The 16754-nt window shown below is 62.9% G+C and carries 14 protein-coding genes; all 14 read right to left on the bottom strand.

Annotated features, from left to right (window positions below; translation table 11 throughout):
- Window position 1: 1 nt before the first annotated feature.
- Window positions 2–1534 (bottom strand): NADH-quinone oxidoreductase subunit M, encoded by a 1533-nt coding sequence (gene nuoM / locus IRZ77_RS17100; protein WP_046615589.1) that lies wholly within the window; start codon window positions 1532–1534, stop codon window positions 2–4.
- Between the two features lie 49 nt (window positions 1535–1583).
- Complete coding sequence (gene nuoL / locus IRZ77_RS17105) at window positions 1584–3437, bottom strand: NADH-quinone oxidoreductase subunit L (protein ID WP_046615590.1); 1854 nt, start codon at window positions 3435–3437, stop codon at window positions 1584–1586.
- Window positions 3434–3742 (bottom strand): NADH-quinone oxidoreductase subunit NuoK, encoded by a 309-nt coding sequence (nuoK, locus tag IRZ77_RS17110; RefSeq protein WP_003251446.1) that lies wholly within the window; start codon window positions 3740–3742, stop codon window positions 3434–3436. The genes nuoL and nuoK overlap by 4 nt, the downstream gene beginning before the upstream one ends.
- A 3-nt stretch (window positions 3743–3745) precedes the next feature.
- Window positions 3746–4246, bottom strand: coding sequence for an NADH-quinone oxidoreductase subunit J (gene nuoJ, locus IRZ77_RS17115; RefSeq protein WP_003261007.1), 501 nt, complete (start codon window positions 4244–4246; stop codon window positions 3746–3748).
- 10 nt (window positions 4247–4256) lie between these two features.
- Complete coding sequence (nuoI, locus tag IRZ77_RS17120; protein WP_016488223.1) at window positions 4257–4805, bottom strand: NADH-quinone oxidoreductase subunit NuoI; 549 nt, start codon at window positions 4803–4805, stop codon at window positions 4257–4259.
- A gap of 11 nt (window positions 4806–4816) precedes the next feature.
- Window positions 4817–5824: an NADH-quinone oxidoreductase subunit NuoH gene (nuoH, locus tag IRZ77_RS17125; protein WP_108480796.1), complete on the bottom strand. Its 1008-nt coding sequence runs from the start codon at window positions 5822–5824 to the stop codon at window positions 4817–4819.
- The gene (gene nuoG / locus IRZ77_RS17130; RefSeq protein ID WP_046615591.1) at window positions 5821–8535 is read right to left on the bottom strand and encodes an NADH-quinone oxidoreductase subunit NuoG; all 2715 of its coding nucleotides are present in this window, start codon (window positions 8533–8535) and stop codon (window positions 5821–5823) included. The genes nuoH and nuoG overlap by 4 nt, the downstream gene beginning before the upstream one ends.
- Before the next feature lie 133 nt (window positions 8536–8668).
- Window positions 8669–10033 (bottom strand): NADH-quinone oxidoreductase subunit NuoF, encoded by a 1365-nt coding sequence (nuoF, locus tag IRZ77_RS17135; RefSeq protein WP_085602199.1) that lies wholly within the window; start codon window positions 10031–10033, stop codon window positions 8669–8671.
- Window positions 10030–10527 (bottom strand): NADH-quinone oxidoreductase subunit NuoE, encoded by a 498-nt coding sequence (nuoE, locus tag IRZ77_RS17140; protein ID WP_003251433.1) that lies wholly within the window; start codon window positions 10525–10527, stop codon window positions 10030–10032. Before nuoE ends, nuoF begins: the two co-directional genes overlap by 4 nt.
- Before the next feature lie 2 nt (window positions 10528–10529).
- The gene (gene nuoC, locus IRZ77_RS17145; protein WP_013973384.1) at window positions 10530–12311 is read right to left on the bottom strand and encodes an NADH-quinone oxidoreductase subunit C/D; all 1782 of its coding nucleotides are present in this window, start codon (window positions 12309–12311) and stop codon (window positions 10530–10532) included.
- Between the two features lie 78 nt (window positions 12312–12389).
- Window positions 12390–13067 (bottom strand): NuoB/complex I 20 kDa subunit family protein, encoded by a 678-nt coding sequence (locus tag IRZ77_RS17150; RefSeq protein ID WP_003251429.1) that lies wholly within the window; start codon window positions 13065–13067, stop codon window positions 12390–12392.
- A gap of 9 nt (window positions 13068–13076) precedes the next feature.
- A complete protein-coding gene (locus IRZ77_RS17155) occupies window positions 13077–13490 on the bottom strand; it encodes an NADH-quinone oxidoreductase subunit A (protein ID WP_003251427.1) in 414 nt (137 codons plus the stop codon).
- A gap of 383 nt (window positions 13491–13873) precedes the next feature.
- The gene (locus tag IRZ77_RS17160; protein WP_173015138.1) at window positions 13874–14536 is read right to left on the bottom strand and encodes a lysoplasmalogenase; all 663 of its coding nucleotides are present in this window, start codon (window positions 14534–14536) and stop codon (window positions 13874–13876) included.
- 491 nt (window positions 14537–15027) lie between these two features.
- Window positions 15028–16353: an isocitrate lyase gene (gene aceA / locus IRZ77_RS17165; RefSeq protein ID WP_013973380.1), complete on the bottom strand. Its 1326-nt coding sequence runs from the start codon at window positions 16351–16353 to the stop codon at window positions 15028–15030.
- Window positions 16354–16754 lie beyond the last annotated feature (401 nt).

Here is a 16754-nt window from a genome sequence, read left to right on the forward strand (position 1 = left end):
CTTACCGGGCCGAAGCGAGTTGAGTGAAAGCGGAACCGAGCCACTGCTGCACACCACTCATGGTGGCGGCAGAGGTGTCGAGGAACGGCTGCGGATACACGCCCAGCAGGATCAGCAGTACCGCCAGACCCAGGACCATGATCAGCTCGCGACCGTCCATGCCGGCCAGCACGGTATCGGTCTTGGCCGGACCGAAGTAGGCGCGGTGGATCATGATCAGCGAGTACACCGAACCGAACACCAGGCCAGTGGTGGCGATCACGGTGATCCACGGCACGCTGGCGAAGCTGCCGATCAGGATCAGGAACTCGCCGACGAAGTTGCCGGTACCGGGCAGGCCCAGGGAGGCGGCTGCGAAGAACAGGCTGATGGCCGGCAGGTAGGCGATGCGGTGCCACAGGCCACCCATCTGGCGCATGTCACGGGTGTGCAGGCGCTCGTACAGCTGGCCGGCCAGGATGAACAGCGCGGCAGCGGACAGGCCGTGGGCCAGCATCTGGATCACCGCGCCTTGCAGGGCCTGCTGGCTGCCGGAGTAGATACCGATCAGTACGAAGCCCATGTGCGAGACGCTGGAGAAGGCGACCAGGCGCTTGATGTCGGTTTGCGCAAAGGCCAGGAAGGCACCGTAGAAGATACCGATCAGGCCCAGGGTCATGGCGATTGGCGCGAACTCGGCCGAAGCGTTCGGGAACAGCGGCAGGGCAAAGCGCAGCAGGCCGTAGGCCGCAGTCTTCAACAAGATACCGGCCAGGTCCACGGAGCCTGCGGTCGGCGCCTGGGCGTGAGCGTCAGGCAGCCAGGAGTGGAACGGCACCACCGGCAGCTTCACCGCGAAGGCGATGAAGAAGCCCAGCATCAGCAGGTATTCGGTACCGGCTGGCAGTTCGGCCTTGAGCAGGTCGCTGTAGTTGAAGGTGATCACGCCGGTGTTGGTGTAGTTGACCAGCACCAGGCCGAGAATCGCCACCAACATGATCAGGCCGCTGGCCTGGGTGAAGATGAAGAACTTGGTCGCCGCGTAGATCCGGGTTTTCTTGCCGTCCGCGGAGCTGTGACCCCAGAGCGCGATGAGGAAGTACATCGGCACCAGCATCATTTCCCAGAAGAAGAAGAACAGGAACAGGTCCAGGGCCAGGAACACACCGACCACGCCGCCGAGAATCCACATCAGGTTGAGGTGGAAGAAGCCGACGTGACGCTGGATCTCTTTCCAGGAGCACAGTACTGACAGCACACCGAGCAGGCCGGTGAGCAGGATCATCAGCAGCGACAGGCCGTCGAGGGCCAGGTGGATGCTGATGCCGAAGCGCTGGATCCACTGGACTTTGTATTCCAGGGCCCAGGCAGGCTCGGCGCCCGGAGCGGGGGCCAGGGTGTAGTCGCCGTTACCCCACAGCCACAGGCCGATGCCGAGCAGCAGGGACATGGTCAGCAGCGCGATCCAGCGCGGCAGGGTGGCGCCGAAGCGCTCACCCAGCCAGCACAGGAAGCCGCCGATGAAGGGGATCAGGATCAGCCAAGGCAAAATCATGACGGGTTCGTTTCCTTTTGCAGGGTCGCAAGGTTCGCAAGGTTCATGGTCATACCGCGGCCACTACCACAGCGCCGAGTACCAGCACTGCGCCAACGGCGATCGAAGCGGTGTACCAGCGCAGCTGGCCGGTCTCGGTCTTGCTCATGGCGACGTGGCCGCCGCGAGCCAGGCGAGGGATCAGGCCGATGCTGCGGTCAACCGGGTCCTTGCGCAGGATGTGGCTGATCAGCAGGTAAGGTTTGACGAACAGCTTGTCGTAGATCCAGTCGAAGCCCCAGGCGGCGAACCACCAGGCCGACAGGACACGGCCGATACCGCTGTTGGCGATGGCGCTGACGAAGCGGCGCTTGCCCAGGAACAGCAGGGCCGACAGCAGGATACCGGCGATGGCGATGGCGCCCGAAGTGAGCTCCAGCGCGTGCTTGGCTTCGCCACCAGCGTGGCCGGCGCTTTCAGGCAACACACCTGCCAGCGGCGGGGTGATCCAGGCGCCGACGAAGGTCGACAGCACGATCAGCACGCCCAGCGGCAGCCAGTGGCTGATGCCGTGGCCAGCGTGGGCTTCGGTCTTGGCTTCGCCGTGGAAGGCGATGAAGATCAGGCGGAAGGTGTACAGCGAGGTCATGAACGCACCGACCAGGCCGGCATACAGCAGGCCGGTGTTGCCACTGGCGAAGGCTTCCCAGAGGATCTCGTCCTTGGAGTAGAAGCCCACGGTCACGATCGGCAGGGCAGCCAGGGCAGCGCCACCGACCACGAAGCTGGCGTAGGCCAGCGGCAATTTCTTCCACAGGCCACCCATCTTGAAGATGTCCTGCTCGTGGTGGCAGGCAACGATCACCGCACCGGAGGCAAGGAACAGCAGGGCCTTGAAGAAGGCGTGGGTCATCAGGTGGAAGATCGCCGCGTCCCAGGCGCCAACGCCCAGGGCCAGGAACATGTAGCCGATCTGGCTCATTGTCGAGTAGGCGAGGATACGCTTGATGTCGGTCTGCACCAGCGCGGCGAAGCCGGCCAGTACCAGGGTCACGCCACCGACCACGCCTACCAGGTGCAGGATGTCCGGTGCCAGCAGGAACAGGCCGTTGGTACGAGCGATCAGGTACACGCCCGCGGTCACCATGGTTGCCGCGTGGATCAGTGCGGAGACCGGAGTTGGGCCGGCCATCGCGTCGGCCAGCCAGGTCTGCAGTGGCAGCTGGGCCGATTTACCGACCGCACCACCCAGCAGCATCAGGGTTGCCAGCACCATCCAGGTGTCGCCAGCCTGGAACTTCTGCGGTGCCAGCACCAGCAGTTCCTGCACGTTCAGGGTACCCAGCTGGACGAACAGGATGAACAGGCCGATGGCCATGAACACGTCGCCGATGCGGGTGACGATGAATGCCTTGAGTGCCGCGTTACCGTTGTTGCGGTTGCTGTAGTAGAAACCGATCAACAGGTACGAGCACAGGCCCACGCCTTCCCAGCCAAAGTAGATGAACAGCAGGTTGTCGCCCAGCACCAGGAACAGCATGCTGGCGATGAACAGGTTGGTGTACGCGAAGAAACGCGAGTAGCCGGCTTCGCCACGCATGTACCAGGAGGCGAACAGGTGGATCAGGAAGCCGACACCGGTGACCACGCCCAGCATGGTGACCGACAGGCCGTCCAGGTACAGGGTGAAGTTCGGCGCGAAGCCGTCCACCGACATCCACTGCCACAGCAGCTGGCTGTACGCGCCGCCTTCAGGCGGGGCGACGTTGAATTGCCAGATGACGTAGGCGGCAACGGCGGCCGAAAGGCCTACCGAGCCGACGCCGATCAGGGCGGAAAGGTTCTCCGAGAACCGCCCGCGCGAGAACGACAGCAGCAGGAAGCCGACGAGGGGGAAGACGAAAGTCAGGAAGAGAAGGTTCATCCGCGCATCTCACTGGCAGCATCGATGTCGAGAGTGTGGAAGCGGCGATACAGCTGCAGCAGGATGGCCAAGCCAATACTGGCTTCGGCGGCTGCCAGGCTGATCACCAGAATGAACATCACCTGGCCGTCGGGCTGGACCCAACGGGCACCGGCGACGACGAACGCCAGGGCAGAGGCGTTCATCATGACTTCCAGGCTCATGAGCACGAAGAGGATGTTGCGGCGGACCATCAGGCCAACCAGACCTAAGCAGAACAGGATGCCGGCGACCGCCAGACCATGCTCGAGAGGGATAGCACCCATGATTTACTCCTTCGCCTCGTTGCGGCCCAGGTGGAAGGCGGTGACGGCCGCGGCCAGCAGCAGCATCGAAGCCAGTTCGACCACCAGCAGGTAAGGGCCGAACAGGCTGATGCCGACTTCTTTCGGGCCCACGGTGGTACCGCTGATGCCGGCGCCGCTCGGGGTGACGAACAGCACGTACAGCAGCTCCAGCAGCAGCAGGGCGGCGAGGATCACCGGCCCGGCCCAGATGCCGGGCTTGAGCCAGCCCCGTTCCTGGGCGACCGAAGCCGGCCCGAGGTTGAGCATCATCACCACGAACACGAACAGCACCATGATGGCGCCGGCGTAGGCGATCACTTCCAGGGCGCCGGCGAACGGCGCACCCAGGGCGAAGAAGATCATGGCCACGGAAATCAGCGAAATGATCAGGTAAAGCAAGGCGTGCACAGGGTTGGTGCCGGTCACCACCCGAAGGGTGGAGACCACGGCGATCCCGGATGCGAAGTAGAAAGCGAATTCCATCTTTCTGTCCTTATGGGAGCAAGCTCTTCACGTTGATCGGCTCGGCTTCGTTCTGCGCAGCGCCCTTCGGCTTGCCAGCGATTGCCATACCCGCAACACGGTAGAAGTTGTAGTCAGGGTTCTTGCCGGGGCCGGAGATCAGCAGATCTTCTTTCTCGTACACCAGGTCCTGACGCTTGAACTCGGCCATTTCGAAATCCGGAGTCAGCTGGATCGCGGTGGTCGGGCACGCTTCTTCACACAGGCCGCAGAAGATGCAGCGCGAGAAGTTGATGCGGAAGAACTCCGGGTACCAGCGGCCGTCCTCGGTCTCGGCTTTCTGCAGCGAGATGCAGCCGACCGGGCAGGCCACCGCGCAGAGGTTGCAGGCTACGCAGCGCTCCTCGCCGTCGGGGTCGCGGGTGAGGACGATGCGGCCGCGGTAGCGCGGCGGCAGGTACACGGGTTCTTCGGGATACTGCAGGGTGTCGCGCTTGCGGAACCCGTGGGAGAACACCATTGCCAGGCTGCGCAGCTGGGTGCCGGTGCCCTTAACGATGTCGCCGATATACTTGAACATGGGTCAAATCCTCACTGGGCCGCGACGGCTGGCGTGTTGTAGAGCACGATCGCAGCGGTCACCAGCAAATTGATCAGGGTCAGCGGCAGGCAGAACTTCCAGCTGAAGTCCATCACCTGGTCATAGCGTGGGCGCGGGATCGAGGCGCGCAGCAGGATGAACAGCATGATGAAGAACGCGGTCTTCAGCGCGAACCACAGGAACGACAGTTGCGGCATGATGCCGAACGGGCCGTGCCAGCCACCGAAGAACAGGGTTACCAGCAGCGCCGAGATGAGGATGATGCCGATGTATTCACCGACGAAGAACATGCCCCATTTCATGCCGGCATACTCGATGTGGTAGCCGTCGGCCAGTTCCTGCTCCGCTTCTGGCTGGTCGAACGGGTGACGGTGAGTCACGGCGACGCCAGCGATGAAGAAGGTGCAGAAGCCGAAGAACTGCGGAATGATGAACCACAGGTTCTGGGCCTGGTATTCAACGATGTCGCGCATGTTGAACGAACCCACCTGCACCACCACGCCCATCAGCGCCAGGCCCAGGAACACTTCGTACGACACGGTCTGTGCCGAGGCACGCAAGCTGCCCAGCAGGGCGTACTTGTTGTTCGACGACCAGCCGGCGAACAGCACCGCGTAGACCGACAGGCCGGCCATGGCGAAGAAGAACAGCAGGCCGATGTTCAGGTCGGCGACGCCCCAGGTCGGGGTGATCGGGATGACCACGAAGGCGATCAGCAGGGCGCTCATGGCCACTACCGGTGCCAGGGTGAAGATCACGCGGTCGACGAAGGGCGGGTTCCAGTCTTCCTTGAAGAACATCTTCAGCATGTCGGCAGCGATCTGGAACATGCCGAACGGGCCGACGCGGTTCGGACCGTAACGGTCCTGCCACCAGCCCAGCAGGCGGCGCTCGACGAAGCTGAGCAGCGCGCCGCAGACCACCACCGCCAGCAGGACCACGATGGCCCGCAGCACGGAGAGGATCACATCGATCACTTCGGGGGTGAACCAGCTCATTGTGCTGCCTCCTGCAGACCTTCAACGGATGCACCGAAGATGGCAGGCGGAATGCCGGCCAGGCCTTTCGGCAACGCGACCAGGCCAGCGCCCAGCTCTTCATTGATGCGCAGCGGCAGGCGCAGGGCCACACCGGCCACTTTCAGGCTCAGCAGGGCACCGTCGTTGACGCCCAGACGGTCGGCTTCGGACTTGGCCAGGGCCACATAGGCTGCCGGGATGCGTTCTTGCACCGGGGCGGCGCGCGAGGAGCTCTCTTCGCTGCCGAACAGGTGGAAGAACGGCACGGCAGTCCAGGTGCCACGGGCTGGGTTGAAGGCGCCCGGAATGGCGTTGAACCAGTGCAGACGGTCGCCTTGCGATTCGATCAGGCGCACGCCCGGGTCACCGGCACGCAGGTGACCGCCGACCTCGTCCTGGAACTTGTTCCAGGCCTGCGGCGAGTTCCAGCCCGGCGACCAGGCGAACGGAACCTGCTGGCGCGGTTCGGCCGAACCCGAATAGCCTTCCATGGAGAAGGCGAACGCAGTGTCCTTGTCTTGCGGGGTGCGTGGCTCGTGCACGCTGATGTTGGCGCGCATGGCGGTACGGCCGGAGTAGCGCAGCGGCTCACGGGCCAGTTTCAAGCCCTTGATGCGGAATGCGGCGCCTGGTGCGGCGTTGACGATGCCGGCCAGTTGCGGGACGGCTTCGGCGCAGGCGCTGGTGACGTGGTCCAGCTGGGTCCAGTCGACTGGCTTGTTCAGCAGGGTGGCACGCAGGGCGTGCATCCAGCGCCAGCCTTCGTGGATCTGGATGCTGCTGTCCAGGTACTGCGGGTCGAAGACCTGGAAGAAGCGCTGGGCACGGCCTTCCTGGCTGACCAGGGTACCGTCGCCTTCCGCGAACGAGGCGGCCGGCAGCACCAGGTGGGCGCGGTCGACAGTCGGGGTTTTCGAGTGGTCGGCAACGATCACTACCTTGGCTGCGGCCAGGGCTGCATCGACCTTGGCGGCTGGTACGCGGGTGTACAGGTCGTTTTCCAGCACGACGATGGCATCGGCCTTGCCGCTGATGACCGCGTCCAGCGCGGCATCGACCGACTCGCCACCGAGCATGGCCAAGCCGAGGCTGTTGGCTTCAGGCACCACCAGGCTCAGCGAGCCGTTCTTCTCGCGCAGTTTCAGCGCTTTGGCGATGTTGGCGGCGGCTTCGATCAGCGCCGGGTCGGCCAGCGAGGTACCGGCTACGACCAGTGGGCGCTTGGCTGCGACCAGGGCGTCGGCGATGCGCTGGGCCAGGGCTTTCGCTTCGGCGTCCAGGCCTTCGACGGCAGGGGCGCTCGGGTCGATGGCGTGGGCCACGGCGAAACCGATACGGGCCAGGTCGGCCGGGGCGGCGTGCACGCATTCTTCGGCGACGTCGTCCAGCTTGGTTTCAGCCAGCGAAGCGATGAACAGCGGGTACAGCGCGTGCTGGCCGATGTTCTTCACGGCGGCGTCGAGCCACGGTTGCACCTTCATTGCTTCGGCCATGGCCTCGGCCTTGCCCTTGGTGGCCTGGCGCACGGCCAGGGCAACGCGGGCAGCGGTCTGGGTCAGGTCTTCACCAAGCACGAACACGGCGTCGTGATCTTCGATGTCGCGCAGGGTCGGGACCGGCAGCGGGCTGTTGTTCAGCACGTTCAGGGCCAGGCGCACGCGGGCCAGTTCGCCGGCCTCCATGCCCGAGTAGAAGTACTCGGCACCTACCAGTTCACGCAGGCCGTAGTTGCTTTCCAGGCTGGCGCGTGGCGAGCCGATACCGACGATGGTACGGCCGCGCAGCAGGTCGGCGGCCTTGTCCAGGGCAGCGTCCAGGCCCAGCTTGGTGCCGTCGGCCAGGTGTGGCTGGCGCGGGCGATCCTTGCGGTTGACGTAGCCATAGCCGAAGCGGCCGCGGTCGCACAGGAAGTACTGGTTGACCGAACCGTTGAAACGGTTTTCCACCCGACGCAGTTCGCCGTAGCGCTCGCCCGGGCTGATGTTGCAGCCGCTGGAGCAGCCGTGGCAGATGCTCGGGGCAAACTGCATGTCCCACTTGCGGTTGTAGCGCTCGGAGTGGGTCTTGTCGGTGAACACGCCGGTCGGGCAGACCTCGGTCAGGTTGCCGGAGAATTCGCTTTCCAGCACGCCGTCTTCGACGCGGCCGAAGTACACGTTGTCGTGGGCGCCGTAAACGCCCAGGTCGGTACCACCGGCATAGTCCTTGTAGTAACGCACGCAGCGGTAGCAGGCGATGCAGCGGTTCATCTCATGGGCGATGAACGGGCCGAGGTCCTGGTTCTGGTGGGTACGCTTGGTGAAACGGTAGCGGCGCTCGTTGTGGCCGGTCATTACCGTCATGTCCTGCAGGTGGCAGTGACCGCCTTCCTCGCACACCGGGCAGTCGTGCGGGTGGTTGGTCATCAGCCATTCGACGACGCTGGCGCGGAACGCCTTGGACTCTTCATCGTCGATGGAGATCCAGGTGCCGTCGGAGGCAGGGGTCATGCAGGACATGACGATACGACCGCGGGTGTCGTTCTCGTCGGTGTACTGCTTGACCGCGCACTGCCGGCAGGCACCAACGCTACCAAGCGCCGGGTGCCAGCAGAAATAAGGGATGTCGAGGCCGAGCGACAGACAGGCCTGTAACAGGTTGTCTGCACCGTTGACTTCGAGCGCTTTGCCGTCTACGTGGATAGTGGCCATTGTTCAAAGTTCTTCGTTGGCCCGCGTGAGCGGGCGTGGCTAATGGAAATCGGTGAGCTTGCGACACGCCACGATTTCTCGGGCCTGCCGGCAAGCTGGCGAGTGGCACGGACCACCCGCCTCAATCATCTTGTTATGCGCCGACCACGATCGGCTTGGCCAGGTTGGGGCGCAGGGCATCGCCAGCCGCAGCGGGAGCGACACCGGCCTCGAACTCGGACCGGAAGTATTTGATGGCACTGCCCAGCGGCTCGACGGCACCCGGTGCATGAGCACAGAAGGTACGGCCAGGGCCGAGGAAGTTGACCAGGCCCAGCAGCGTCTCGATGTCTTCGGCGCGGCCCTGACCTTTTTCCAGTGCGCGCAGCATCTTCACGCTCCACGGCAGGCCGTCACGGCATGGGGTGCACCAGCCGCACGACTCGCGGGCAAAGAACTCTTCCATGTTGCGCAGCAGCGAAACCATGTTGATGCTGTCGTCCACCGCCATGGCCAGACCGGTACCCATGCGGGTGCCGACCTTGGCGATGCCGCCGGCGTACATCTGCGCGTCGAGGTGCTCGGGCAGCAGGAAGCCGGTACCGGCGCCGCCTGGCTGCCAGCACTTGAGCTTGAAGCCGTCGCGCATGCCGCCGGCATAATCCTCGAACAGTTCGCGGGCGGTCACGCCGAACGGCAATTCCCACAGGCCCGGGTTCTTCACCTTGCCAGAGAAGCCCATAAGCTTGGTGCCGTGGTCTTCGCTGCCTTCGCGGGCCAGCGACTTGTACCAGTCGTTGCCGTTGGCGACGATGGCCGGGACGTTGCACAGGGTTTCGACGTTGTTCACGCAAGTCGGCTTGCCCCACACGCCAACGGCGGCAGGGAAGGGCGGCTTGGAGCGCGGGTTGGCGCGACGGCCTTCCAGCGAGTTGATCAGTGCGGTTTCTTCACCGCAGATGTAGCGGCCGGCACCGGTGTGCACGAACAGCTCGAAATCGAAACCGCTGCCGAGGATGTTCTTGCCCAGCAGGCCGGCGGCCTTGGCTTCCTCGATGGCGCGGTTGAGGTTCTTCGCTGCGGTGGTGTATTCGCCACGCAGGAAGATGTAGCCACGGTAGGCCTTCAGGGCGCGGGCGCTGATCAGCATGCCCTCGACCAGCAGATGGGGCTGTTGCTCCATCAGCATGCGGTCCTTCCAGGTGTTCGGCTCCATTTCGTCCGCATTGCACAGCAGGTAGCGGATGTTCATGGATTCGTCTTTGGGCATCAGGCCCCACTTCACGCCAGTGGGGAAGCCTGCACCACCGCGGCCCTTGAGGCCGGAGTCCTTGACGCTTTGCACGATGTCGTCGGCCGACATTTGCGCCAGCGCCTTGCGGGCGGCAGCGTAGCCGTTCTTCGATTCGTACTCGGCAAGCCAGACCGGCTCGCCGTCGTCACGCAGGCGCCAGGTCAGCGGGTGGGTTTCGGCCGTGCGCGCGATGCGGTTGGCCGGGCCGAAGGAAGTAATGGTCATACGTAACCCTCCAGCAGTTTGGAAACGCCAGCCGGCTGCACGTCACCGAAAGTGTCGTCGTCGATCATCAGCGCCGGGGCCTTGTCGCAGTTGCCCAGGCAGCATACCGGCAGCAGGGTGAAGCGCCCGTCGGCGGTGGTCTGGCCCAGGCCGATGCCCAGTTCGCTCTGGATCTGGCTGACCACGGATTCATGGCCGCCGATGTAGCAGACCATGCTGTCGCACACGCGGATGATGTGGCGGCCGACCGGCTGACGGAAGATCTGGCTGTAGAAGGTGGCGACACCTTCGACGTCGCTGGCCGGGATGCCCAGTACTTCGCCGATGGCGTGAATGGCGCCGTCCGGCACCCAGCCACGTTCCTTCTGGACGATCTTCAGGGCTTCGATGGACGCCGCGCGCGGGTCCTCGTAGTGATGCATTTCGTGCTCGATGGCCGAGCGCTCGGTTTCGCTCAGGGCGAAACGGTCTGTCTGGATAAGCGTGCTGTTCATGCTTAGCGGTCCACGTCAGCCATAACGAAGTCGATACTGCCCAGGTACGCAATGAGGTCGGCGACCATGCTGCCTTTGATCACCGAAGGGATCTGCTGCAGGTGCGGGTAGCTCGGGGTACGGATCCGGGTGCGGTAGCTCATGGTGCCGCCATCGCTCGTCAGGTAGTAACTGTTGATGCCCTTGGTCGCCTCGATCATCTGGAACGACTCGTTGGCCGGCATGACCGGGCCCCACGAGACTTGCAGGAAGTGCGTGATCAGGGTTTCGATGTGCTGCAGGGTGCGCTCTTTCGGCGGCGGCGTGGTCAGCGGATGATCCGCCTTGTACGGGCCTTCCGGCATGTTGCGCAGGCACTGGTCGATGATGCGGATACTCTGGCGCATCTCCTCGACACGGACCATGCAGCGATCGTAGGCATCGCCGTTGTGGGCCAGCGGTACTTCGAACTCGAAGTTCTCGTAGCCGGAGTAGGGCCGGGCTTTGCGTAGGTCGAAGTCGCAACCGGTGGCACGCAGGCCGGCACCGGTGGTACCCCAGGCCAGCGCTTCCTTGGTGTTGTACGCAGCAACGCCGATGGTACGGCCCTTGAGGATGCTGTTCTGCAGGGCGGCCTTTTCGTACTCGTCGAGGCGCTTGGGCAGCCATTCGACGAAGTCCTTGACCAGCTTGTCCCAGCCGCGCGGCAGGTCGTGGGCGACGCCACCGATGCGGTACCAGGCCGGGTGCAGGCGGAAACCGGTAATCGCTTCGATCACGGTGTAGGCGCGCTGGCGGTCGGTGAAGGTGAAGAACACCGGGGTCATGGCGCCGACGTCCTGGATGTAGGTACCCAGGAACAGCAGGTGGCTGGTGATACGGAAGAACTCGGCCAGCATCACGCGGATGGTGTCGACCTTCTGTGGCACCTTGATGCCGGCCAGCTTCTCGACCGCGAGCACGTACGGCAGGTTGTTCATCACCCCGCCGAGATAGTCGATACGGTCGGTGTAGGGGATGAAGCTGTGCCAGGATTGGCGTTCGGCCATTTTCTCGGCGCCACGGTGGTGGTAGCCGATGTCCGGTACGCAGTCGACGATCTCTTCGCCGTCCAGCTGCAGGACAATACGGAAGGCACCGTGCGCGGAAGGGTGGTTGGGGCCGAGGTTGAGGAACATGTAGTCCTCGTTCGCGCCCTGGCGCTTCATGCCCCAGGCTTCCGGGTTGAAGCGTGCCGATTCCTCTTCAAGCTGCTGCTTGGCCAGGGTCAGGCTGTAGGGATCGAACTCGGTGGCGCGGGCCGGGTAGTCCTTGCGCAGAGGGTGGCCTTCCCAGGTGGGCGGCATCATGATGCGGCTGAGGTGCGGGTGGCCGGCAAAGTCGATGCCGAACATGTCCCAGACTTCGCGCTCGTACCAGTTGGCGTTCGGCCAGATACCGGTCACGGTCGGCAGGTTCAGATCGCCTTCGCTGAGCGACACCTTGATCATCACATCGCTGTTACGCTCGATCGACAGCAGGTGGTAGAACACGCTGAAGTCGGCGGCTGGCAGGCCGCGACGCTGGGTGCGCAGGCGCTCGTCGACGCCGTGCAGGTCGTACAGCATGCTGTACGGTTTGGCCACGCCGCGCAGGAAGCTGAGCACTTCCTTGAGCTGCTCGCGCTTGACCCACAGCACGGGCATGCCGGTGCGGGTTTCCTGGGCGACGAATGCTTCGGCGCCAAAACGGTTATGCAGTTCGACGACCACATCCTGGTCGTCAGCCTTGTAGGGCGGAATGAAAATAGCGTTGTCCGCTGTCATGGTCTCGGTCGCTTTGGGTCAACGTTAAGAATGAAGCCAGGCCGCCGGCTCCAGGGGAGCGGGCGGCAGGTAGCTGGATCAGACTTCGTCGGGGCTGCGCAGGTTGGTTACTGCAATGCGCTGCTCACGACGCAGGTCTTTCTGGGCTGGCATCTCGGCACGGTAAATACCTTGATCACCAACAACCCAGGAAAGCGGGCGTCGTTCTTGGCCGATCGACTCCTGCAGCAGCATCAAGCCTTGCAGGAAAGCCTCAGGGCGTGGCGGGCAGCCAGGCACATAGACGTCCACGGGGAGGAACTTGTCGACCCCCTGAACGACCGAGTAGATGTCGTACATGCCGCCGGAGTTGGCGCACGAACCCATGGAGATGACCCATTTCGGTTCGAGCATCTGCTCGTACAGGCGCTGGATGATCGGCGCCATTTTGACGAAGCAGGTACCGGCGATGACCATGAAGTCGGCCTGACGCGGCGAGGCCCGGATGACTTCGGCGCCGAAGCGGGCGATGTCGTGGGGTGCCGTGAAGGCCGTGGTCATTTCCACGTAGCAGCAGGACAGGCCGAAGTTGTACGGCCAGAGGGAGTTCTTGCGACCCCAGTTGACCGCGCCACGCAGCACATCTTCAAGCTTGCCCATGAAGATGTTCTTGTGGACCTGGTCCTCCAGCAGTTGGTCGGTGACGGTTTCCCGTTCACCGACCGGGTACTGCTCGTTGGGCGCATCCGGATCGATTCTGGTGAGATTGTATTGCATGCCAAAGCCTCATTGTTTCAGCTTCGCTTGCCGCTTGCGGCGACCTTCGGGAGCCCAATCAAGTGCCCCGACGCGCCATAGGTAGACAAGACCAGCCAACAGAATTGCTATGAAAACGAGTGCTTCGACGAATCCGGTCCAGCCGCTTTCGCGGACGGACACAGACCATGCAAAGAGAAAGAGGGCTTCGATATCGAAGATCACGAACAGCATCGCGACCAGATAGAATTTGGCGGACAGGCGCAGGCGGGCGCTGCCGACGGGCAGCATGCCGGATTCGAAGGGTTCGTTCTTGGCGCGACCCCAGGCCTTGCTACCGAGCAGGCTGGACAGGCCGAGCATGAAGGCGCACAGGCCGACGACACCTAGGAGGAAGATGGCAAAGCCCCAGTTGTGGGCGATGAGTCCTGCCGAATCGGACATGCTAGAGATCCTTATACAGAGACCCAGCTCTGCAGTCTGAAATAAGTGTAGAGCGGCGACCTGGTGTCGCACATGCAGTGACCAAATGTCGCAGCTGAATCAATCGCGCTGATTTTATGGGTAAACCCCGTGCAAGTAAAATTTCTGTCGCAAAATTATTCGTAGGATTAAGTACAAAACCTGCGTCTAACTGGCTGAAAGCCTTGATATTCGGGCATTGCGCGCGTTTTTGTTAATTATGTTTCTTGCGGCGGGTAACGAATTGCAAGTTTCGTAATGATAATTAATATCATTTGGCCTGAGACCTGATATTTCTTCTGTTCTGCGCCTTGTAAAGTTCATCTGGCGATTCCCTCTACTTGCAAATGTGAAAAACGTCTGTTCTAGCACCGTTCGACACCGCTCGTACCGCTCTGGGTCAATTCTTTATCGATTGAGTGATGACTGGCTGATGAAGCGATCGCCCACTGGCCGAGCCAGTAGGTGAGGATGATCAGGTACGGCGCGGCGGCGAACGGGCTGACGAAGCGGTCGATACCGATCAGGCTGTCGGAGAGCACGAACAGGCAGGCGCCGAGCGCGGCGAGCCCGCCACAGGCCAGGGCGCGCCAGAGCATGGCGCTGATGGCCAAGGCATAGAGCACGACCGGGATCAGTAGCGGGCCGAGACCGTGGCTGACCAGCACGCCGAGCAGAGTGATGCCGGTGATGGCGCTCAGCAGCAGTGCGGGCAGGGCTGGGCGCAGGGTCTGGCTGCAATAGGCGCGCAGGTAAGCCAGGTGGGCGCAGAGGAAGGCGGCCAGGCTAAACACGAACAGGTCAGCGGGGATGGCCAGCAGGATGTCGCCGAGTACCGAGAATGCCAGGCCTAGGGTGATCCAGCGGCGATAAGGTTTGTCGGGAGCACTGCGCAGCCAGGCGATCAGGGCCAGTACCGGGATCGGTTTGGCCAGCAGGGCGAGCAGGGGGTTGTCGCTGGCCAGTGCATATATATAGAAGGCGGCGGCGACCAGGGCGATTGTGGTCAGGTGGCTTGGACGGGGCATGGACGGTCCTTGCTGCTGGGCTGCCACAAGCATAGACCTGATTGTGATCCTGATGATGATCTCGATGCATGAGCTTGAGGTACTGCGGGCTTTGCTTGAGTCTGCATTGATTCAGGTGCAGATGCCTGCTGAGCCTCGGACATTGCACTGAGGCTTGAATGAGGTGTTGTCTGGGCGGGCCTCTTCGCGGGTAAACCCGCTCCCACAGGATCACCACAGTCTTCAACACTTGCACAGTCTCTGTGGAATTGAAGGGTTACGTTCGCGAACTGAATTGCTTTGTAGGAGCGGCCTTGTGTCGCGAAAGGGCCGCAGAGCGGCCCCGGGATTTAAGCATCGAGGCAAAAAATGCTGGGGCTGCTTTGCAGCCCTTTCGCGACACAAGGCCGCTCCTACAGGTTCGGTGTATTCCTGATAGGTGTGGTACAGACCAAAAAGAAAGGCCCGGGGCTTCAGCAAGCCCCGGGCCTTTCTTCAACAGCAACCCACTATCAGTGGAACTGCTCTTCCTCGGTCGAACCGGTCAGTGCAGTCACCGACGATGCGCCACCCTGGATCACGGTGGTCATGTCGTCGAAATAGCCAGTGCCCACTTCCTGCTGGTGCGCCACGAAGGTGTAGCCTTTGTTGGCGTCAGCGAATTCCTGCTCCTGCAGCTTCACGTAGGCGGTCATGTCGTTGCGGGCGTAGTCGTGCGCCAGGTTGAACATGCCGTGCCACATGTTGTGGATGCCGGCCAGGGTGATGAACTGGTGCTTGTAGCCCATTGCCGACAGCTCGCGCTGGAACTTGGCGATGGTCGCGTCGTCCAGGTTCTTCTTCCAGTTGAAGGAAGGCGAGCAGTTGTACGACAGGATCTGGTCCGGGTACTCCTTCTTGATCGCTTCGGCGAAGCGGCGGGCTTCGTCCAGGTCCGGCTTGGCGGTTTCGCACCAGATCAGGTCGGCGTACGGTGCGTAGGCCAGGCCACGAGCGATAGCCTGGTCGAGGCCGGCGCGTACCTTGTAGAAGCCTTCACGGGTGCGCTCGCCAATCACGAACGGCTGGTCGTACGGGTCGCAGTCGCTGGTCAGCAGGTCGGCGGCGTTGGCGTCGGTACGGGCCAAAATGATGGTCGGCACGCCCGATACGTCAGCTGCCAGGCGCGCGGCCACCAGCTTTTGCACGGCTTCCTGGGTCGGTACCAGCACCTTGCCACCCATGTGGCCGCATTTTTTCACCGAGGCCAGCTGGTCTTCGAAGTGCACGCCGGCGGCGCCTGCTTCGATCATGTTCTTCATCAGCTCATAGGCGTTGAGTACGCCACCGAAACCGGCTTCGGCGTCGGCCACGATCGGTGCGAAGTAGTCGATGTAGCCATCGTCGCCCGGGTTCTTGCCGGCTTTCCACTGGATCTGGTCGGCGCGGCGGAAGGCGTTGTTGATGCGCTTGACCACGGTCGGTACCGAGTCGACCGGGTACAGCGACTGGTCAGGGTACATGGACTCGGCCGAGTTGTTGTCGGCGGCAACCTGCCAGCCGGACAGGTAGATGGCCTGGATGCCGGCCTTTACCTGCTGCACTGCCTGGCCGCCGGTCAGGGCGCCCATGCAGTTGACGAAATCTTTTTCTGGGCGGAAGGACGGGTGGGCACCTTCGGTGACCAGCTTCCACAGTTTTTCTGCACCCAGGCGGGCCAGGGTGTGCTCCGGCTGCAGGGAGCCACGCAGGCGAACGACATCAGCGGCGGTGTAGGTACGGGTCACGCCTTTCCAGCGCGGGTTCTCGGCCCAGTCTTTCTCGAGGGCTGCAATTTGCTGTTCGCGTGTCAGTGCCATGGAAATAAACCTCGTCGCATCGATCTTGGGGTAATTGTGCTGATGCTCGGAGCAGATCAGGAGCTGGCGGCTGTCCTGTTCGCAGGAGTGCGGCGGCGAACGCGAAGGCTCGAAGGGGAAGGGTGTGCAGGCTGGGCGAAAGGGTGCTCCGGCAGGTCGGCTCGTGGTTGCCTTGCTGCGGTGCTACGCGATTGCCGTTACTGCGGTGATGCGCTTCCGTCCCTCGGGACAACTTCTTCGTTGCAGTCGCAATCCCGTCGAACCGCCTTGTGGGCCGTATAGACACGAGACGCCTCCAGGGGTGGGAGGAGCGCGCCTCGAAGGCCCTTGCCAGGGCCCCTGATTAGCGGGAGCGAGGCCATCATGCCCTTGGGAAAAAGACCCTGTCAAATGTTTTGTAG

This window comes from Pseudomonas pudica (assembly GCF_015680405.1).
Taxonomy (GTDB): domain Bacteria; phylum Pseudomonadota; class Gammaproteobacteria; order Pseudomonadales; family Pseudomonadaceae; genus Aquipseudomonas; species Aquipseudomonas pudica.